Raw genomic sequence first — 17,997 nt, forward strand, 5'->3', positions numbered from 1 at the left:
GCCGGTTGATGTCTTGCTTGGCGAGCCTTCGGGCTCGCTTTTTTTTTGCGTGCAAAAAATGGATTGGAAAAAGAGAGGGCGCGCTTACGCGCAATCCAGTTCGGACAGGCAGGCTTCGCCGGTTTCGCTGGCGAGGCGGCGGCCGAACGGGGTTTTACGCTGGTCGACGAACAGGCTGCTGCCGTCGATGCGTTTGGCGTGGTGCTTGGCCTCGGCGGCGGCGCGCGAGACTTCCTGATAGTGGTGGTAGTGCGCGGGGTCGATCAGCACGGCGCCGATGGACAACGACACCAGCGGATGAAAAGCCATCGCGCCGCGGCGGTCTTCACTGCGGTAGCCGCCGCCTTCGACGTGATCGGGGCTGAACAGCGCCAGACGCTCGCGGTCGAAGCGCGCCAGGATGCCGTGGCAGCGCACTTCCCAGTCGAGGCTTTGAAACAGCACGACGAAATCGTCGCCGCCGACGTGGCCGATAAAATCCAGCTCGGCATTGCAGCTTTCGCGCAGGATGAGGGCGAGCAGCTGGATGATGTCGTCGCCGCGGCGGAAGCCGTAGACGTCGTTGTAGGGCTTGAACTGGTCGAGATCGAAATAGGCCGTAACGAAATATTGCTGGTTGGCCAGCAGATATTCCATATGTTCCTGGATCGGCACATTGCCGGGCAGGCCGGTGAGCGGGTTGGCGTAGCGCGCAGCGATGATCTGCATTTCGCTGATCTCGCGCATCAGGTCGAAGCCCGAACCCAGCCCCAGATAGCGCCCCTTGCTGGTGATCACGAAACCCTGGGTGAACGCGGCCTTGCCTTTTTTGACCACCAGTTCCGACAGTTCGTTGATCTGCGTCGCCTTGTCGACGATGAGCGGATCGGGGTCCATGAACTCGGCGCAGGGTTTTTTGCCGAACAGCTCGCGGCCATACAGCCCGATAAAGCGGTTGAGCACGGCGGGGCGGTGGATGATGCCGATTGGAATGCCCTTGTCCACCACCGCCACCGCGTGCAGATCCGGGTGTTGCAGCATCAGGTCGAGTACATCCTGGCTGGTGGTGAATGGCGTGACGAAGGGCGCCGACTGCACCAGCCGCGCCGCCGATACATGCGAGCCATCCGCGCCGCGCAGATAGGGCATTACGCTGACCATGCCGGTCTGCAGCACCGCCAGAACCTCGCGTGGCGGCAGTTGCGCCGGGGTGGGCGAGGGGCGGCCGATCAGATAACCCTGCACGTGGCGGATGCCGATGTCCTGCAGCACCGCCAGTTCCGACACCGACTCCACGCCCTCGGCGATCACACGCGTGTTGGCGCCCTCGGCCAGTTGCACGATGGAACGCACGAACTGGATCTTGTGGGGATCCTCATGGATGCCCGCAATGAAATGCTTGTCGATCTTGACGAAGGTCGGCTTCAGTTCCGACCACAGGCGCAGGCTGGAAAACCCTTCACCCAGATCGTCCATCGCTACCTCGATGCCCGCCGCGCGCAGCTGCGACACCGCTTTGCGCAACAGGGCGTAATCGAGATTGCAGGCGTTTTCGGTGATCTCGATCACCAGCTGGCTGCTCTTCAGTCCGACCGCATCGAGCGCCGCCTGGATATGCGCCGGCGCAAAGGACGCATCGAGCATGCTCCCCGGAGACAGGTTTACGAACAGTTGCCCTGGCAGCTTCAGCAGCGCAAAGGTTTTGAGCGCCGAGTGCACGCATACCCAGTCGAGCCGGGTTTGCAGGCCATGCAGCTCGGCCACCTTGAACAGCGCTTGTGGCGCGTGCAGCGGGCTGTTGGACGGCCCGCGCGACAGCGCCTCGAAGCCCATCACGCGCCCCTCGGCCAGATCGAGGATCGGCTGCAGCAGCGTCAGCAGGCGCGTGTTGTCCAGGATGTGTTCCAGATGCTGGCGCAATTTGACTCGGCTCGTAGGGTGGGGCACACAAGCATAGTCAGCCAACATTGCAAAAATGTTGCTGCTGTGTGACTGGCCAGGGTGCCCGCTTTGCGGGCTTCAAGATTCAAGATTCAAGGCGTGGGCGAGGCGGGCATCATCCTGCTTCACCACGGACACCTTGTCTCTTGTGTCTTGATTCTTGCGTCTGTCACGCCTCTGTCATCCCGCATCCCTATGCTTTCCGCCCAAATAAAGGGAGCGGCATGCACAACCCACACGAACTGACCGATGAGGAATGCGGCCACCTGGCGCGCATCCTGCTCGCCTCGCGTCGGGTGCGCTTGCGCCACCATTTTTTCAGCTGGGTGCATGGCCCGATACAGGCGCTCATCCCGCATGAAATCCTGCTGTGCGGCGTGGCCGATGAAAGCGGCTATTTATTGCACGAGCGTTTTACCGCCTGCCGCTACTTCAAGGACGACCATTACCACCGCGTCATCCACCCCGGCGACGGCCTGATTCAGCAACTGGCGCAGGAATGGCACGGTCACGGCGAACCGCGCCTGATCGCCGCGCTGCACGACGAAGCCGGCGGCTGGCACGCCAGGTTGGGCGATCTGGAACTGAAAAATCTCGCCTTTCACGGCATGAGCTGGATCAACGGCCAGCTCAAGGGCTATGCCGGCTTTTCGCGCGTGCGCGTACCGTTCGACAACCGTCTGGCGATGTACCTCGATATTCTGTTGCCGCACCTGCTGGTCACGCTGGCGCGCGTGCTCGCCAACGAAGCGCGCGCCGACGGCGACAGCAAACGTCCCGCCGGCCTCATCACCCCGCGCGAAGTCGAAGTGCTCACCTGGGTGCGCGACGGCAAAACCAACGACGAAATCGCCGACATCCTGGGACTGTCGATGCTCACCGTGAAAAACCATCTGCGCCACGCAATGAAGAAAATGGTCGTCCGTACTCGCGGCCAGGCAGTGGCCAAGGCCATTGCGCTGGGATTTTTGCGTGCCCAGGGCGCGCAGGAAAAGGAAGCAATCCTGGAACCTCAGACCTGACCGCTGACTGCTCCCCGCTCCCCGCTCCCCGCTCCCCGCTCCCCGCTCCCCGCTTACCCCTTCCCCCATGAGCCGTCCGGCTCATTTTTTTGCCCGTTTACACCCCATTGGATGTCATTCACGCACCCTAAAGTGGCGTGGTCTGCAAAGAGGCAGACACGATTTCCGATTGGCTTTCCACCCGCTGGCAGGCCTGTCCCTCAGGGGGGCGGAAAGCTGCGTAGCTATCTGGGTCTTACTTTTTTATCAAGAGGAGCACTACATGAAACTCAAACTTATCGCCCTGGCCGCCATGCTGGCCGCAGGTTCCGCTCAAGCTGCCATCGATACCGGCACGCTTTCCGGTAACGGCGAACTGCTGCTGAACCTGAAGTGGAAAGACACCGCCCTCACCGACGGCAATCAGAGCGCCTCGGCTGCCTTCGACCTGGGTATCACCCTGGATTACGCTGCAGCCAACTTCAACACCGCCGGCTTTAGCCAGTCGTGGGATCTGAGCAGCTATGGCAACCAGCTTGCCACCTTCACCGGCACCACCAACCTGAACATAGCCAACGCCGAAATGAACGTGTTCGCGATTGACGGCTCCGGCACCAACCCCGGAGATATTCGCCTTGTCTCCACCACGGGCGGCATCAGCGCGACCGGTTCCGCGCTCTCGCTGACGGCTGCCTCGATCCCGAATAACGGCACCCTGAATTCGATTCCCGGCAACGTCACGGTGGTGAATTTCTTTGCTGCGGTGAACGGTTCCAGCAGTCACAGCCTCGTCGCCAACGGCGCCAGCAATGCCGATGCGTCCAGCGGCGCCGCTTGGTTCGACAATGGCACCGGCATGGATAAGTTCGGTAACCAGGCGATCTTCGACACAACCGGCAAGTTCGATGGCAGCTACGCCGCCGGCACCGGCGTTCTGGCCGGCCAGGCCAAGGCGCTGCCGTTCTATATGGTGACTACCAGCAGCGACACTCCGACGGACAAAGCGACCATGAGCGCGTTCGGCTTCGATGTCGACGGCGACGGCGTGGTCGAGTTCGACAACAACGGCGCGCTTGCCGGCGGCACGAGCGAAATCGGCCTGTGGACCCTGCAGGGCAACACGCTGACCTATTCGGTCGCCGCTGCGGTGCCGGAAGCCGAGACCTACGCCATGATGCTGGCTGGTCTGGGCCTGGTGGGCTTCATGGTTCGCCGCCGTCGCAACGCCATCTGATCGCGTCACTTAATCGATTTAAACCCTGCCGGTTGGCGGGCTCTTGTTGAAGAGCCTTCCAGCCGGTGCATACCCAAACCGAAAGGATTGTCATGAAACTGAATCAAATCGCTCTGGCTGTCGCCGCTACCTGCGTCGCTGCTCCTTCGTTCGCCTTGACCCCCGCCGACATCGACGGCACCACCGTACAGTTGTGGATTTCCGGCGCCACCGCCCCCACCGCTTCGGTATACAAAGCCATTAGCACCCTGTGTGCGGACAATGACGGCGTGACGGGTCCCGATGACCTGCACACCTATGTCTCCAGCGACGTTGCGGCTGCCAATGAGGCAACCGACGCCATTCCCGGAAAATCCAAGGCCGGCAAGTTCGCCGCCTACGCCTGCACCATGGGCCCGCTCGCCGGTGCTTCGCTCGACGGCGTGAAGACCATTGTCTACCACACCTTCGACGCAGGTTCGTTCGAAGCCTACACTCCGCATCTGGTGATTGCCGGTGAGCCCGCGAACGTGGCCATTCCGACCACGCTGAAGCGCATGAAAGACCTGACCGACCCCGCCAGCACCTGCACCCTGCTCGCTGCGCCCGCGAACACCTACGACAACTGCGGCACCGTCACGCTGCCCTTCGCGGTCGGCACGGCCAACACCGACCCCTACAGCGTGCCCGTCGTACCCCAGGGCGGCTTCTCCGACACCGAATACACGCTGAACCAGCTGAACCTCGGCGTTTCCAAGAGCATCGGCGACATCGGCGCCGAAGCGCCGACCAACGTCGGCCAGGGCTTTGGTCTGGCGGTGAGCTATCCGCTGTATTTCGCGATGCAGCAGAAAGACATTGCCGCCGGCAAGATCGCTGCCACCTGCGACGATGCACCGGCCACGTCCGCATCGCCCAACATGACGGCTGCTTGTCAGCCTAACGTGACCCGCCAGCAGTATTCCTCGGTGGTCTCGGCTAGCGCCGTGACCAACAAGAGCGCCGCCCTGTTCGGCGCCCCCGCGAACTCGGTGCTCAAAGTCGAGCGCCGTGTCGGCACCTCGGGCACGCAGTCGTCGTCCAACGCGTTCTACCTGAACACGCCTTGTGCGACCGGTCCGGCTGGTGGCGCTCTGACCCCGGCAGGTACCAACACCGCCGGTACGACATCGTACAGCGGCGGCAAGGTGCTGGTGCGCTCGAACAACGGTTCCGGCGACGTCAAGGCCTCGATTACCGCCGCCTCCACCGCGGGCGAATACGCCATCGGCGTGCTGTCGCTGGAAAACGTGCCGAGCACGACCGAGAAGTTCGCTTTCGTCAAGCTTAACAGCGTGTCGCCCAACCTGGACGCCAAACAGCGCCAGACCGCGATCAACGGCGACTACGAGTTCTGGTACGAGCTGGTGGGCTTCACTGCAGGCAGCGCCTTCAGCGAAGGCGCCGACCTGATCAACGGCACGGTCGTTGCGCTGGGTGACCCGACCATTACCGATCTGACCGGCCTGTTCGTCACCAAGGCTGCCGGCGTGTCCGGTGCCAACGTGTCGACTGGCTACAAGCTGGGCAACGCCTGCGCGCCGGCCGTTCAGTAATAGCGGAACAGTTTGCCGGCAACCCTCTGGTTTCCTGAGCGGGTTGCTGGTGTGACTGAAATCGGGACGGCTCTTCGGGGCTGTCCCATTTGCTTTTATGCGCGACGGATTACGTACGCGCATCGAGGCATTCCAGCCAAGCCCGTTGGGCGGGTTTGGCTGGAAATCAGGCGATATCAAGACGATGAAAATAACAGGATGGATGGCGTGGGCGCTGCTGGCGGGTATGGGCCTGAACGGAGTGGGTCAGGCGCAGGAAACTGCGCCTGCGGTTGCGGTGCCCGAAAAACCAACGCCGGCGCGCGAGCAGGAAGCCACGTTTGACGTATTCGAATACCGGGTGGAAGGGACAACGTTGTTGCCGACTACCCTGGTCGAGCAGGCGGTGTATCCGCATCTTGGTGAAAAGAAAACCCTGGCCGATGTGGAAAAGGCGCGCGAGGCGTTGGAGAAGGCCTATCACGGTGCGGGCTATCTGACCGTACTGGTGAGCATTCCGCAGCAGAAGGTCGATGGCGGCGTGGTGACGCTGGCGGTGACCGAGGCGTCGGTGGAGCGGCTGCGCGTGGTCGATTCGCAGTATTCCAGCCTGGGTGCAGTCAAGGCGGCGGCGCCGGCACTGGCCGAAGGCGCGGTGCCGAACTTCAACGACATGCAGAAGGAACTGGCGGCGCTCAACCGCAGCAGCGATCGCAAGATCACCCCGGTGATGCGCCCGGGCGTGACGCCGGGCACGGTGGAGATCGACCTCAAAGTGCAGGACCAACTGCCGTTCCACGGCAACGTCGACGTCAACAACTACTACAGCCAGGACACCTCGCCGACCCGGCTGGAAGCTAGCCTGCGCTGGGACAACCTGTGGCAGAAGCAGCACGGACTGGGGCTGACGTTCCAGACTGCGCCGGAAGCGCCCGATGAGAGCCGGGTGTTCGCGCTCAACTACACCGTGCCGCTGGACTCCGGCAATTACCTGGCGTTTTACGCGGTGAAATCGGATTCCGACGTGGCCGCGGTGGGCACGCTGAACGTGGTCGGCAACGGCGAGATCGCGGGCGCGCGTTACATCGTGCCCTTGCGCGGGAGCGATGGCTTCTTCCATAGCGCGACGCTGGGCGTGGACTACAAGAGCGTCGACCAGGAGGTCGCGCTGATCGGCGGCGGCGGGTTCCAAACCCCGATCACCTACATGCCGTTCACCCTGGGCTGGGACGGCACCTGGCTGGGCCAGGGCTATCTGGGGCAGGGGCGCATCAGCAAATTCGGCATTTCTTTCAACTTCAACTTCCGCGGTTCGGTGGACGACGAGCAGGAGTTTGCCGACAAGCGCTTTGAAGGCCGCGCGAGCTATGCCTATCTGCGCGGCGTGTTCTCGCACGAGGAAAGCTGGGCCAACGATACGCAACTGGCGCTGCGCGGTGGCTGGCAGCTCGCCTCGCGGCCGCTGGTGTCCAACGAGCAATTCATCATCGGCGGCGTGCATACCGTGCGCGGCTATCTGGAAGCCGCCGCACTCGGCGACGATGGCATCAACCTCACGCTGGAAGCGCGCACCCCGAACTACGCGAAACATCTGAGTAATTCGCTGGGCGATTTGCGCCTGCTGGCGTTTTTCGATGGCGGCTACGTCAGCATCCAGCAGCCGCTGGATTCGCAGGAACCGGATTTCACTTTGGCCGGCACCGGCATCGGCCTGCGTTTCAGCGGCTGGGGCGGTGTGACTGGGGAGTTCGACTGGGCCGTGGCGCTGCAGGATCTGGGCGATGTCGAGCGTGGCGACAGTCAGGGTTACTTCAGATTGGGGTATGCGTGGTGAATGGGTGATGGGTAAGCGGCGAGCATGAGCCGAATGGCTTATGGATGAAAACCGCAAATCGCCTTATTTGAAATTTCATCGAAACGAGCAAGACACGAACTGCCGGGCACTTTAGGATGCCCGCCCGTTACAAGGAGAGCACCATGAATCGCAACTGTTATCGGCTGGTTTTCAACACGACTTTAGGCATGATGGTGCCGGTGGCAGAGACTGCGCGTCGTTCCGGGAAAGCCAGCTCGGGTACAGCTGTGAGTGGTGCTGTGCTGGCGCTGGCCGGGGCGCTGCTGGCAGGGTCGGTGCAGGCGGAGCTGCCGGTGGCGAGCGCGAATTTTGCCGCGCCCGGCACCATGGCGAACTATCAGGTCAACGGTGCGCAGGCCTATGTGAACCAGGTGGGAAACAAGGCGATCATGAACTTCGATCGCTTCAACATCAGCGCCGGCCATGACGTGCAGTTTCGCCAGGTGGACAGCCTGGCGACGCAGAACCTGGTGCAGGGTGCGAGTTTTTCGGCGCTTGCCCGCATTCACGACATCAACCCCAGCATCATTGCCGGCAGCATTTCGCAGGCGGCCGGGCAGCGCGCCAACGTCACGCTGGTGAACAGCAACGGCATCGCTTTCATGGGTGGGTCGCAGGTGAATCTGGGCAGCTTTACGGCGAGCACGCTGAATATTGCCGACAGCTACATCAACGACACCCTGCTGACACGGGACGGCAAGCCTCAGTTTGAAAATGCACTGGATGGCGGCGAGGGGCGCGGCTTCATCAAGGTGTTCGAAGGCGCGCGGATCACTGCAAGCAGCCAGGGCAGAGTGATGTTGATCGCGCCGACCGTGATCAACAAGGGCACGATCACGGCGCCGGACGGGCAGGTGATTGTGGCGGCGGCCATGAAGGTTTTCCTGCGGACCGCCTCGGCGTATGGCGACGACAACGTGCGCGGCCTGCTGGTCGAGGTCGACAGTCCAGCAGGGTTGGCTGATTTCGATACCGCCAATACCGACGTGAAGGATGGCCTGCTCGACGGTGTGTCGGTGAAATTGACGAACGCAGCCGAAGACAAACTCGGTCACGTGACCAACCTGGGCGAGCTCAGTTCGCAGCGCGGCAACGTCACCATGGTCGGTTACGCGGTGAACCAGCAGGGCATCGCGCGCGCCACCACGTCGGTGGTGGCGAATGGTTCGGTGTATCTGCTGGCCAAGGACCGCACCGCCATTCCGGCCACAGTCCCGGAACAAACAGCAACCGGCAGTCGCTCGCAACGTGCAGGACGTGTGGTGCTGGGCGCCAACAGCCTGACTGAAGTGCTGCCCGACGTGGCGGATGCGACCGGTGCGCTGGACGGCACCACCGGCCAGGGCTTGCCGGCGAAGTCGCAGGTACAGGTGCTGGGGCAGGATGTCCGCATGGAAGGCGGCGCAGTGATCAATGCGCCTTCGGCTGATGTGAATATCGTGGCGATGGACCAGCCGACGGCTGTGAACCTCATCAGCACCGATCCGTTCAAGGGTAGTGGCGGTACCTCTGCCATTGCGCGCGTCCACATTGCGGACGGTGCGCGCATCAACGTGGCGGGCCTGGAAAATGTGCAGGTGTCGGTGGCCCGCAACAGCGTGGAAGTCGAGTTGCGCGGCGACGAATTGAAGGACTCGCCGGTCAACCGGGATGGCGTGCTCAAAGGCGAAAAGGTTTACGTCGACATTGCGCGCGCCCAGGCGCTGGCCGATGCGGGCGAGTCGACGCTGATCGCGCAGGATAGTCTGGCCAGTTACCAGGCCAAGCTGGAGCGCACCGTGGCGGAGCGTTCCACAGCAGGCGGAACGGTCAATATCCATTCGCAGGGCGAGGCGATTCTTGAAACCGGCGCGGTGGTCGATTTGTCGGGTGGCAGTGTGCAATACACCGCCGCCAATGTGAAAACCACGCTGCTGAGCAGCGGCGGCCAGACGGTCGATATCGCGGATGCCGACGCCGAGACGCGCTACGACGGCATTGCCACCCGCTACGTGAAGGATTTCGGACGCTGGAACGTGAAAAAGGTGTACGACCTGGGACAAAGCTACCGCTTCGATCCAGGTTATGTCGAAGGCAAGGATGCCGGCGTGATGCAGGTAATCGGCATGGGCGGAACGGTCATGCAGGCCGAGGTGCAGGGCCGCATCACCGTGGGCGAACGGCAACGCGAATCCGGCGCTGTGCCCGCCACGGCGAAGCTGATCCTGGGCACCGCTGCCGTAACAGGCGACTACAAACTCAATCAGCAGATCGACGTCACCAGCACCGCCGCCACGCTGCCAGCCAGCTTCGGGTTTGGCGAGGCCTTGCCCGCCCATCTCAAATCGGTGCTGGCTTTCAATCCGTCCAGTATGGGCGAAGGCAAGATCGGCCAGCTGGAGATTTTCAGCAACCAGGCCGCAGTGGTGCGTGAAGCCTTGCGCACGCCGCAGGGCGGCAGCGTGAAAATCACCGCCGCTGGTGTGGATGTGGCTGCCGATGTGACCGCACAGGGCGGACAGATTGCGTTCAATGCGCGCGGCAACCAGGCCGGCGGCCCCAGTGATCCCGACACGCTGAACGTCAACGTCAGGGATGGCGTGAAGTTGTCGGCGCGCGGCGAGTGGATCAATCAGGTATCGAACGGTGGCACGGTCGCCTCGACGGGCGCCAGCATCGACGGCGGCAGCGTAACCCTGTCGGCGACAAACGATGTCGAGCTGGGAGAGGCTTCCAGCGTGGACGTAAGTGGCGGTGGCCGCGTCGAGCCAGACGGCAAGGTCGATGGCGGAAACGGCGGCACGATCACGCTTGAGGCGAACGCGGGTGCTGAATCGTCGGTTGCGCATAGCGGCGAGGTCGGGCTCGGCGGCGAATTGCGCGGCTATGGGATGGAACAGGGCGGCACGTTGAAAGTGTCGTCCGGCAAGATTCAGATCGGCGGGGCGGCCGACAATACCGAAGGGGCGCTTAATCTGGGTAGCGGATTTTTGGGCCAGGGCGGCTTCTCGACCTTTGATCTGACCGGTCGCGATGGCGTGACGGTGGCGGACGGCGTGGTGCTTGCACCGGTGCAGCAAACGCTTGAATTGCAGCCGGGATTCAGCTTGCAGGCAAGCGGCAGCCCGATCGATGCGTTCGCCGCGCAGGTCGTGCTGGAGCCGCGTTTGCGCAAGCCAGTCAACCTGACGCTGTCCGCGGATAGCTATACCCAGGGCGACGTGCGGATAGGCGAGGGGGCGCGGATCGCCCTCGACGATCAGGCAGCGTTCACGATCAACGCAGCGCATCGCATCGATATCCAGGGTGCAATCAGTACGCATGGCGGCACCATCACCGCTAATCTGAATCGCAGCACGGACCAGCCATTTGATCCCGCCAGCACGCTCTGGCTGGGCGATCAGGCAGTACTGGACGTGTCGGGTGCAGCGCGTACCTACACCGATAACCGAGGCCTGACGCAAGGCGAAGTGCTGGCAGGCGGTGCAGTCAAACTGAATGCGCAAATCGGCTATGTGGTGACCGAGGCGGGATCGGCCATCAATGTGTCGGGCGCAGCACCGGTGCAACTCGACGTGCGCAACGAAGCGGGCGGACTGGGACGCAATGTGGGCAGCGATGCCGGTTCGCTGACAGTGGTCGCGCGCGAAGGCGCCCTGCTCGACGGCGCGTTGGTTGCGCAGGCAGGCAGTGCCGCCAATCGCGGCGGCAGCTTCGATCTGACCCTGGGTGATAACGCCACCCCCTCAGGATACCCAACCGATCCGCGCGTAATCAGCTTGGCTAACACAGTAGCGGCGCAGGCAATCGGTCTGGCGTCAGGCGATGCGATCCCCGGCTCTATGGATGGGCAGGTCAAACTCGGCACGGCCGCACTGGAAGCCGCCGGATTCGACCGCATCGCGTTGAACAGCCGTGACGCGATCCGGCTGGAAAACGGACTTGATCTGGGTGCAAACCGGGCGCTGCCTTTGCGCGAAGTGACGCTAGACGCGCCGCGCATTGAAACCGCAGGCGGCGATGCCACGCTGCGCGCCGACACCCTGCGTCTGGGCAACTACGATGCCGGACGTCAGGCCGTGATCAATACGCCCGTAACGGGTAGCGGCACGTTCAGGGCCGATGCGCGCCTGCTGGAACTGGCAGGCAAGCAGACTTTGACCGGCATGGCGCGCAGCGAGTTGACCGGCACGAAGGCCATTCGCCTCGCCGGGGTGAGCGCCAGCTCGCAGCAACCTGTCGGGGTTTTGCGCACTGCGGCAGACATGCGGTTGACGAGCGCGGTCATTGCGCCCGCCAGCTTTACGCAATACACCCTCGCGGCGCCCGGCCAGAACGTCGAATTCGCCCGCAACACCGATCAGCCTGTCCAGCCTTTGTCAGCCCTGGGCAGTTTCAAGGTCGAAGCGGCGGACATCGTGCAGGATGGCAATATCTGGGCGCCGTTTGGTCAGCTTGAGTTCAAAGCCAGCGGCGCGCTGGTGTTCAGGGACGGCAGCCTGACCTCGGTCGCAGCCGCGCCCGGCAGCGTGATCCCGTTCGGCAGGCTGGTGAATGGCCAGGACTGGAAATACGCAGTTGGTTCGAAACTGTTCGACCAGAATGCACTGGAAGAAAAATCCATCCGTGTAACCGGCGCGAACGTCGACATGCAGGCGGGCGCGAAAGTGAATCTGGCAGGCGGCGGCGACCTGCAGGCGTACGAATTTACTGTCGGCCCCGGCGGTTCGCGCGACATCCTCGCCGATGCGAATACCTACGCCATTCTTCCTGGCGCGCAGGCCGGCTTTGCGCCGGGCGATACCCAGGAAGGCTTCGATCGCGCCAGTGGCGAGGCAGTGTATTTGAGCGGTGTGCCGGGACTGGCGGATGGCGTCTACACCCTGCTGCCCGCGCACTATGCGCTGCTGCCCGGCGCCTATGCGGTCAAGCTCGATACCGGCATTTCGAACGTGATGCCCGGACAGGCATACAGCCGCCAGGATGGGGTGCGCATCGCAGCGGGCTACACGACCGATACGCGGAACGGTGCACCGAAAGATGCCAGCTGGCAAGGCGTGCAAGTGATGACGCACGATCAGGTGCGTGCGCGTTCCGAGTTCACGCTGACGCGCGCGTCGGATTTTTACGCCGGCAGTTCCAGCCGCACGCAGGACGCTGGCCTGCTCTCGGTCAGCACCAGCGGCAGCGGCGTGAATGCGCTCAAGCTGGATGCGGATTACGGCTTTGCAGCCGCTGCTGGCGGACGCGGCGCGCAGGTGGACATCAGCGCGTCGAAAATCGCCGTCACCAGCGGGTCGCCTGCCGGGATCGACCCCGATGCGGTGGTGCTCGATGTCGATTCGCTGAACGCAATGGGTGCGGACAGCCTGCTGATCGGCGGCACGCGCGCCGCCAGCGGCGACACCTCCACGCTGACGGTGGGGGCGACGTCGGTGACGCTCGCCAACGATGCGGCGCATGCGTTGCAAGCGGATGAAGTCATGCTGGCAGCCAAGGACACGCTCACGCTCAAAGCGGGCAGCGCGATCGATGCGCAAGGCGCGGCTGGGGATGTCGGTGCCTATGAGACCGCGGGCAGCGGAGCTTTCGTGCGTGCCGCATCGACCACGGCTGCATTTACGCGTACCGGTAACCCGCTTAGAACCGTGGGTACCCTGGTCGGCGAGGCCGGCAGCACCATCGCCGCCGCCGATTCGATCGTGCTCGACGCAACCCAGACGAATGATTACCAGGGCGTAGCCACATTCGTGAAAAACGGCGTGTCCGTTGCGGGCAATCTGGCTGTGGGCGCCACGCGGGTGAATTTCGGCGCAGCGCCGCCAAGTGCCGAAGGCATCACCTACAGCCAGGCCGAACTCGACGCGATCGACCTGAAATCGCTCGCGCTCTCCAGCTATTCGACGTTTGATTTGTATGGCGATGTTCGCGTCGGTCAGCTCGACGCAAACGGCAAGCCCGTGATGCAAAACCTCGTGTTGCAAGGTGCAGGTCTGGCTGGCATCGACAATGCCGGACAGACCGCCCAGCTTAATGCGCAGAACCTGACGCTTGCAAACTCCAGCAGCGCGACGTATGCCGCAGGCGGCACGCTCGGTAGTGGCAATCTTGCTGTGACCGCCGACACGCTCACGCTGGGCGCAGGGGCCAAGGCCATCAAGGGCTTCGGTGCGGTTACGGTCACGGCGAATGAACTGGTTGCCGCAACGGGAACCGGATCGCTCGCGATCGATGGACCTGCGACCATGAATGTGGCGCGCATCAGCGGCGAGAAGGCATCCAACCAGAGCCTGACTGCTACCGGGGCGCTGACGGTGGCGCAGCACGCCGCCGACCGCACGCTGGCGCCGGTGACGGCGCTGGGAGCCAAGTGGGCGATGCAAGGCAGCTCGGTCGATTTCAACAGTCATGCCGAACTGCCTTCGGGCACGTTCAAGCTCACCGCTACCACAGGTAACGTGGCGCTGGGCACAAACGCCCAGGTCGATGTCGCCGGGCGCGCCGTGCAGTTCTTCGACGTGACCAAACCCAGCTGGGGCGGTACGGCGGAATTCGTCAGCGACACCGGCAATGTGGTATTTGACGACGGCGCGAAGGTGGACGTGTCCGCTGCGGCGGGCGGCGATGCGGGCACGTTGATCGTGCGCGCGGCAAACGGTACGGTTTCGCTGGCCGATGGCAGCGTGAGCGGCACCGCCGCGGCTGATGCCGATGGACAGCGCGGCGAAGGCGCACGCGCGGTCATCGACACCGGCACGCTGGCCAGCTTCTCTGCGCTGAATACCGCGCTCAACAGCGGCGGTTTCGCCGGCGAGCGCGACCTGCGCGTGCGCACGGGCGATGTAAGCATTGCCAGTACCGATGTGGTCAAGGCACAGGCCATCAACATTTCCGTCGACGGCGATCCCGGCGTGGTGGGCGACGGCAAGCTCGTCGTGGCGGGCACGCTCGACGCTTCGGGCGAGGAAGCGGGGCGCATCGAGCTGTTTGCGAAGCACGATGTGAATGTGAAGTCCACGGCCAAACTGGCAGCCGCGTCCAGCGGCGCCAATGAAGATGGCGGCGACATCGTGATCGGCACCCGCGATGGCCAGCTCAATCTTGAAGCAAGCGATCAGGGCAAGGGCATCGACGCGACGGGCGGCGCGAGTGGACAGGGCGGCACAGTGCAGCTGCGCGCGCCACGCATCAACGGCGATACCGATGTGGCGGTGAGCGCACTGGACACCCGCATCAGCGGCGCGCGTTCGGTGACAGTCGAGGCGGTGAAGGTCTATGACTATACGGGTGACAAGACCCTGACCAGCAGCGACCTCGACACGATCAAGACGGACAACGACAGCTTCGCTACGCACCAGGCCACGATCAAGAACGATCTCGGCAAATCGGCTGATCCGCTGTTCCACATCGTGTCGGGCGTGGAGGTGCATGCCACCGGCGATCTCACGCTCGGCGATCTCACGCCGGCCAGCGACTGGAATCTTTCAACTGCGCGCGCGGGCGGCGAAGCCGGCGTGTTGACGCTGGCGGCAGATGGCAATCTGAACATCAACAGCAATCTGTCGGATGGCTTCAGCCATGCGACGCCCTGTACGACGGCAACATGCAATGCGACCAATCCCAGCCCGGCAACCGTGCTGGCGGACGAATCGTGGTCGTACCGTTTGGTGGCCGGAGCCGATGCCGGCGCGGCGGATCCGCTGGCGGTGGTGCGCAATGCGAACGGTGGCAATGTCACGCTTGCCGCGGGCAAGCTGATCCGCTCCGGCACAGGCAACATCCAGGTGCGGGCAGGCGGCAATATCGCGCTGGCGGACAACAAGTCGGCGATCTACTCGGCAGGGCGTGCGTCACCGGCAATCGCGGGCTTTACCTCCCCGTCCGATGCGCAGTTCAGTCAGGGCGGCGGCGACGTCAGCCTGGCGGCGCTGGGCGATATCGCCAGCCCCAATCGTTCGAAGCAGCTGTATTCCAACTGGCTGTTCCGCCAGGGCAAGCTGGACAGCACAGGCACGGCGTATGAAACAGATTTGCAAACCGCCTGGTGGGTGCGTTTCGACCAGTTCCAGCAGGGCGTGGGTGCCTTGGGTGGTGGCGACGTGAGCCTGGTGGCAGGCGGCAAGGTCGAGAACGTATCGGCCAGCACGCCGACCCAGGCGCGCATGGCTTCCACCACGCCCGATGCCAATGCGTTGATCAAGACCGGCGGTGGCACGGTACGCGTTGAAACCGGTGGTGATGTGCTGGGTGGGCAGTATTACGCCGACAACGGCGAGCTGGTGATACGTGCAGGCGGCAAGCTCGATAGCGGCGAGAAAGTGGGAACCGGTGTAAACGCCAAGCCGCTTTACACCATCCTGGCGTTGGGTGATGCGCAGGCGAATGTGCGGGCACAGGACGATGTGAATATCCACGCGGTAATGAATCCCCATCTGATGCTCCAGTCGCTGGGGGCGGGGTCGAACGCCAATGTCAGTGGTGTTGATGACGCTAAATGGAGCCTGTTTTCAACTTATGGTGAAAATAGCGGTTTTGCTTTGACAAGCTTGAGCGGCGCGACCCGATTCCACAATGCAGCAGGCTCCGTTGCGACCTTTGCAAACGCCTACACCACGCCGATCAAGTTCTCCTCCGCTCTTGGGAAATACAATGTCGCCCTGTTATCCATCCTGCCGCCCAATCTGTCGGCGGCGGCGTTTCAGGGGGATGTGTCCCTGGCTGGCAACATGTATCTGAGTCCGGCGTCGAACGCTGATCTGACCGTCCTGGCAGCCAAGCATGTAAACATTCCCTCCACGCTCACCATGAGCGATGCGATACGGCTGCCGGATCCCGTATTGCCGGGCGAGATTGGAAAACCCGGTGCGGCAAGCGACCAGTTTTTTAACGCAGCCAGCACGCAGCCGAAATTGGCCCATGCGGTGACGCCGGTGCATATCGGTGACACTGAACCGGTACGGATTTATGCCGTTGGCGGCGACGTGAGCGGATCGCTCGACAAGCTCAATCTGGTGCTGCCCAAAGCGGTGCAGGTGCGAGCCGGGCAGGATGTGAACAATCTGGGTTTTGAAGTGCAGCATGTCGCTGCCAGCGATACCAGCGTGATCGCGGCCGGACGCGATTTCCGTTTCGACAGCGAAGCTACCCGGTCTTCCAATGCACGTGTCAGGGTAGGCGGCCCCGGAAGCCTGGAAGTGACGGCCGGACGAGACATCGACCTGGGTACGTCGATTGGTATCGTCAGCCGCGGCAATCTGGACAACTCGGCGCTGCCCATTGGAGGCGCGAATATCCATCTGGCTGCTGGCGTGGGCGAAAATGGCATCGACTATGCGGGCACGGTTGATCGCCTGGAGGCCCAGCTGGCATTGGGTGCCGTCGATGACACCAGCTTGTGGCTGGCGCGCTGGCTGACCGGTGATGAGAGCCTTAGCGAAACGAATGCGCTGGCCGCAGTGCAATCAATCAATGCGCTCGCTGCCGGCCATCAGCAGGCACGGGTGCGCGACATGTTGTTGACTGCCTTGCGGGCGACTGGGCGTGACTCGCTCAATAAGGACAGCGCATATGCGGGCGACTATGCGCGCGGCTACGCGGCGCTGGAACTGGCCTTCCCGGGCATCGGCAATCGTGATGCCACCGGTGAGTTCACAAACTATCAGGGTCGCATCAATCTGTTTGCCAGCCGCATCATGACCGAGCAGGGCGGCGACATCGAATTCATGATCCCGGGCGGTGATCTGGTGGTCGGGCTGAGCAACACCCCTGCAGCGCTGACCACCCCGCCCACATCGGGCAAAGACGCGGGCGTGCTGGGTATCGTGACAGCCGACGTGGGAGATATCAAAGGCTTTGCACGCGACAATATTCTGGTCAATCAGTCGCGGATCCTCACCGTGGCGGGGGGCGATGTGCTGTTGTGGTCGAGCGAAGGCGATATCGACGCCGGCAAGGGCAAGAAGACGGCCACCTCGGTGCCACCGCCCATCATTACAGTCGATGCCGATGGCAACGTCACCCAGAAATTGCAAGGCGCAGCGACGGGTAGCGGTATCGGCGCGCTATCCACTGGGGGCAGGGTTGCTGGCGACGTTGACCTGATCGCGCATCGGGGTAAGGTCAATGCTGGCGACGCCGGTATTCGTGCGAACAAAGTGCGCATCGGAGGGAGGTGCGTTAACTGCGACAACATCGAAGCTGACATCAAGATTGGCACCCCGCCGCCCGACGACAGCGCGGTGACGGCGGCATCCAGCGGCGCGACCAACGCCGACGGCGGCATGAGCGATGCGACGGCGGCGCTGTCGAACAACTTGGCCGATGCGGCGCGTGCGGCGGAGGAGTTGAAGCAGTCGTTCAAGCCGACCTTCATTACCGCCGAGGTGGTCGGGCACGGAGAGTAAGCCAGGCAAGTGCTTGCGGTGCCACCCATGAGCCGAACAGCTCATGGGTGGG

6 protein-coding genes are annotated in these 17,997 nt (G+C 63.1%); 5 read left to right on the forward strand and 1 reads right to left on the reverse strand.

Annotation, left to right across the window (positions count from 1 at the left end):
• Positions 1-84 precede the first annotated feature (84 nt).
• Positions 85-1,899, reverse strand: a complete 1,815-nt coding sequence (locus tag IV098_RS00395; RefSeq protein WP_296885321.1) for a GGDEF domain-containing protein — start codon at positions 1,897-1,899, stop codon at positions 85-87.
• Positions 1,900-2,144: 245 nt separating this feature from the next.
• Here IV098_RS00395 and epsA point away from each other — a divergent pair, with 245 nt between their 5' ends.
• The 5 genes from epsA (at position 2,145) to IV098_RS00420 (ending at position 17,945) form a co-directional block, all read left to right on the forward strand.
• The gene (epsA, locus tag IV098_RS00400) at positions 2,145-2,942 is read left to right on the forward strand and encodes an XrtB/PEP-CTERM-associated transcriptional regulator EpsA (protein ID WP_296885323.1); all 798 of its coding nucleotides are present in this window, start codon (positions 2,145-2,147) and stop codon (positions 2,940-2,942) included.
• Positions 2,943-3,204: 262 nt separating this feature from the next.
• Positions 3,205-4,155 carry a PEP-CTERM sorting domain-containing protein gene (locus IV098_RS00405; RefSeq protein WP_296885325.1) on the forward strand — a complete coding sequence of 317 codons (951 nt, stop codon included), beginning with the start codon at positions 3,205-3,207 and terminating at the stop codon, positions 4,153-4,155.
• Positions 4,156-4,247: 92 nt separating this feature from the next.
• Positions 4,248-5,729 (forward strand): hypothetical protein, encoded by a 1,482-nt coding sequence (locus tag IV098_RS00410; RefSeq protein ID WP_296885327.1) that lies wholly within the window; start codon positions 4,248-4,250, stop codon positions 5,727-5,729.
• A gap of 202 nt (positions 5,730-5,931) precedes the next feature.
• Complete coding sequence (locus tag IV098_RS00415) at positions 5,932-7,542, forward strand: ShlB/FhaC/HecB family hemolysin secretion/activation protein (RefSeq protein ID WP_296885329.1); 1,611 nt, start codon at positions 5,932-5,934, stop codon at positions 7,540-7,542.
• A 143-nt stretch (positions 7,543-7,685) separates the two neighbouring features.
• Complete coding sequence (locus IV098_RS00420; protein ID WP_296885331.1) at positions 7,686-17,945, forward strand: filamentous haemagglutinin family protein; 10,260 nt, start codon at positions 7,686-7,688, stop codon at positions 17,943-17,945.
• The last annotated feature ends 52 nt before the right edge of the window (positions 17,946-17,997 follow it).

It is taken from the genome of Thiobacillus sp., from assembly GCF_018780105.1.
Taxonomy (GTDB): Bacteria; Pseudomonadota; Gammaproteobacteria; order Burkholderiales; family Thiobacillaceae; genus Thiobacillus.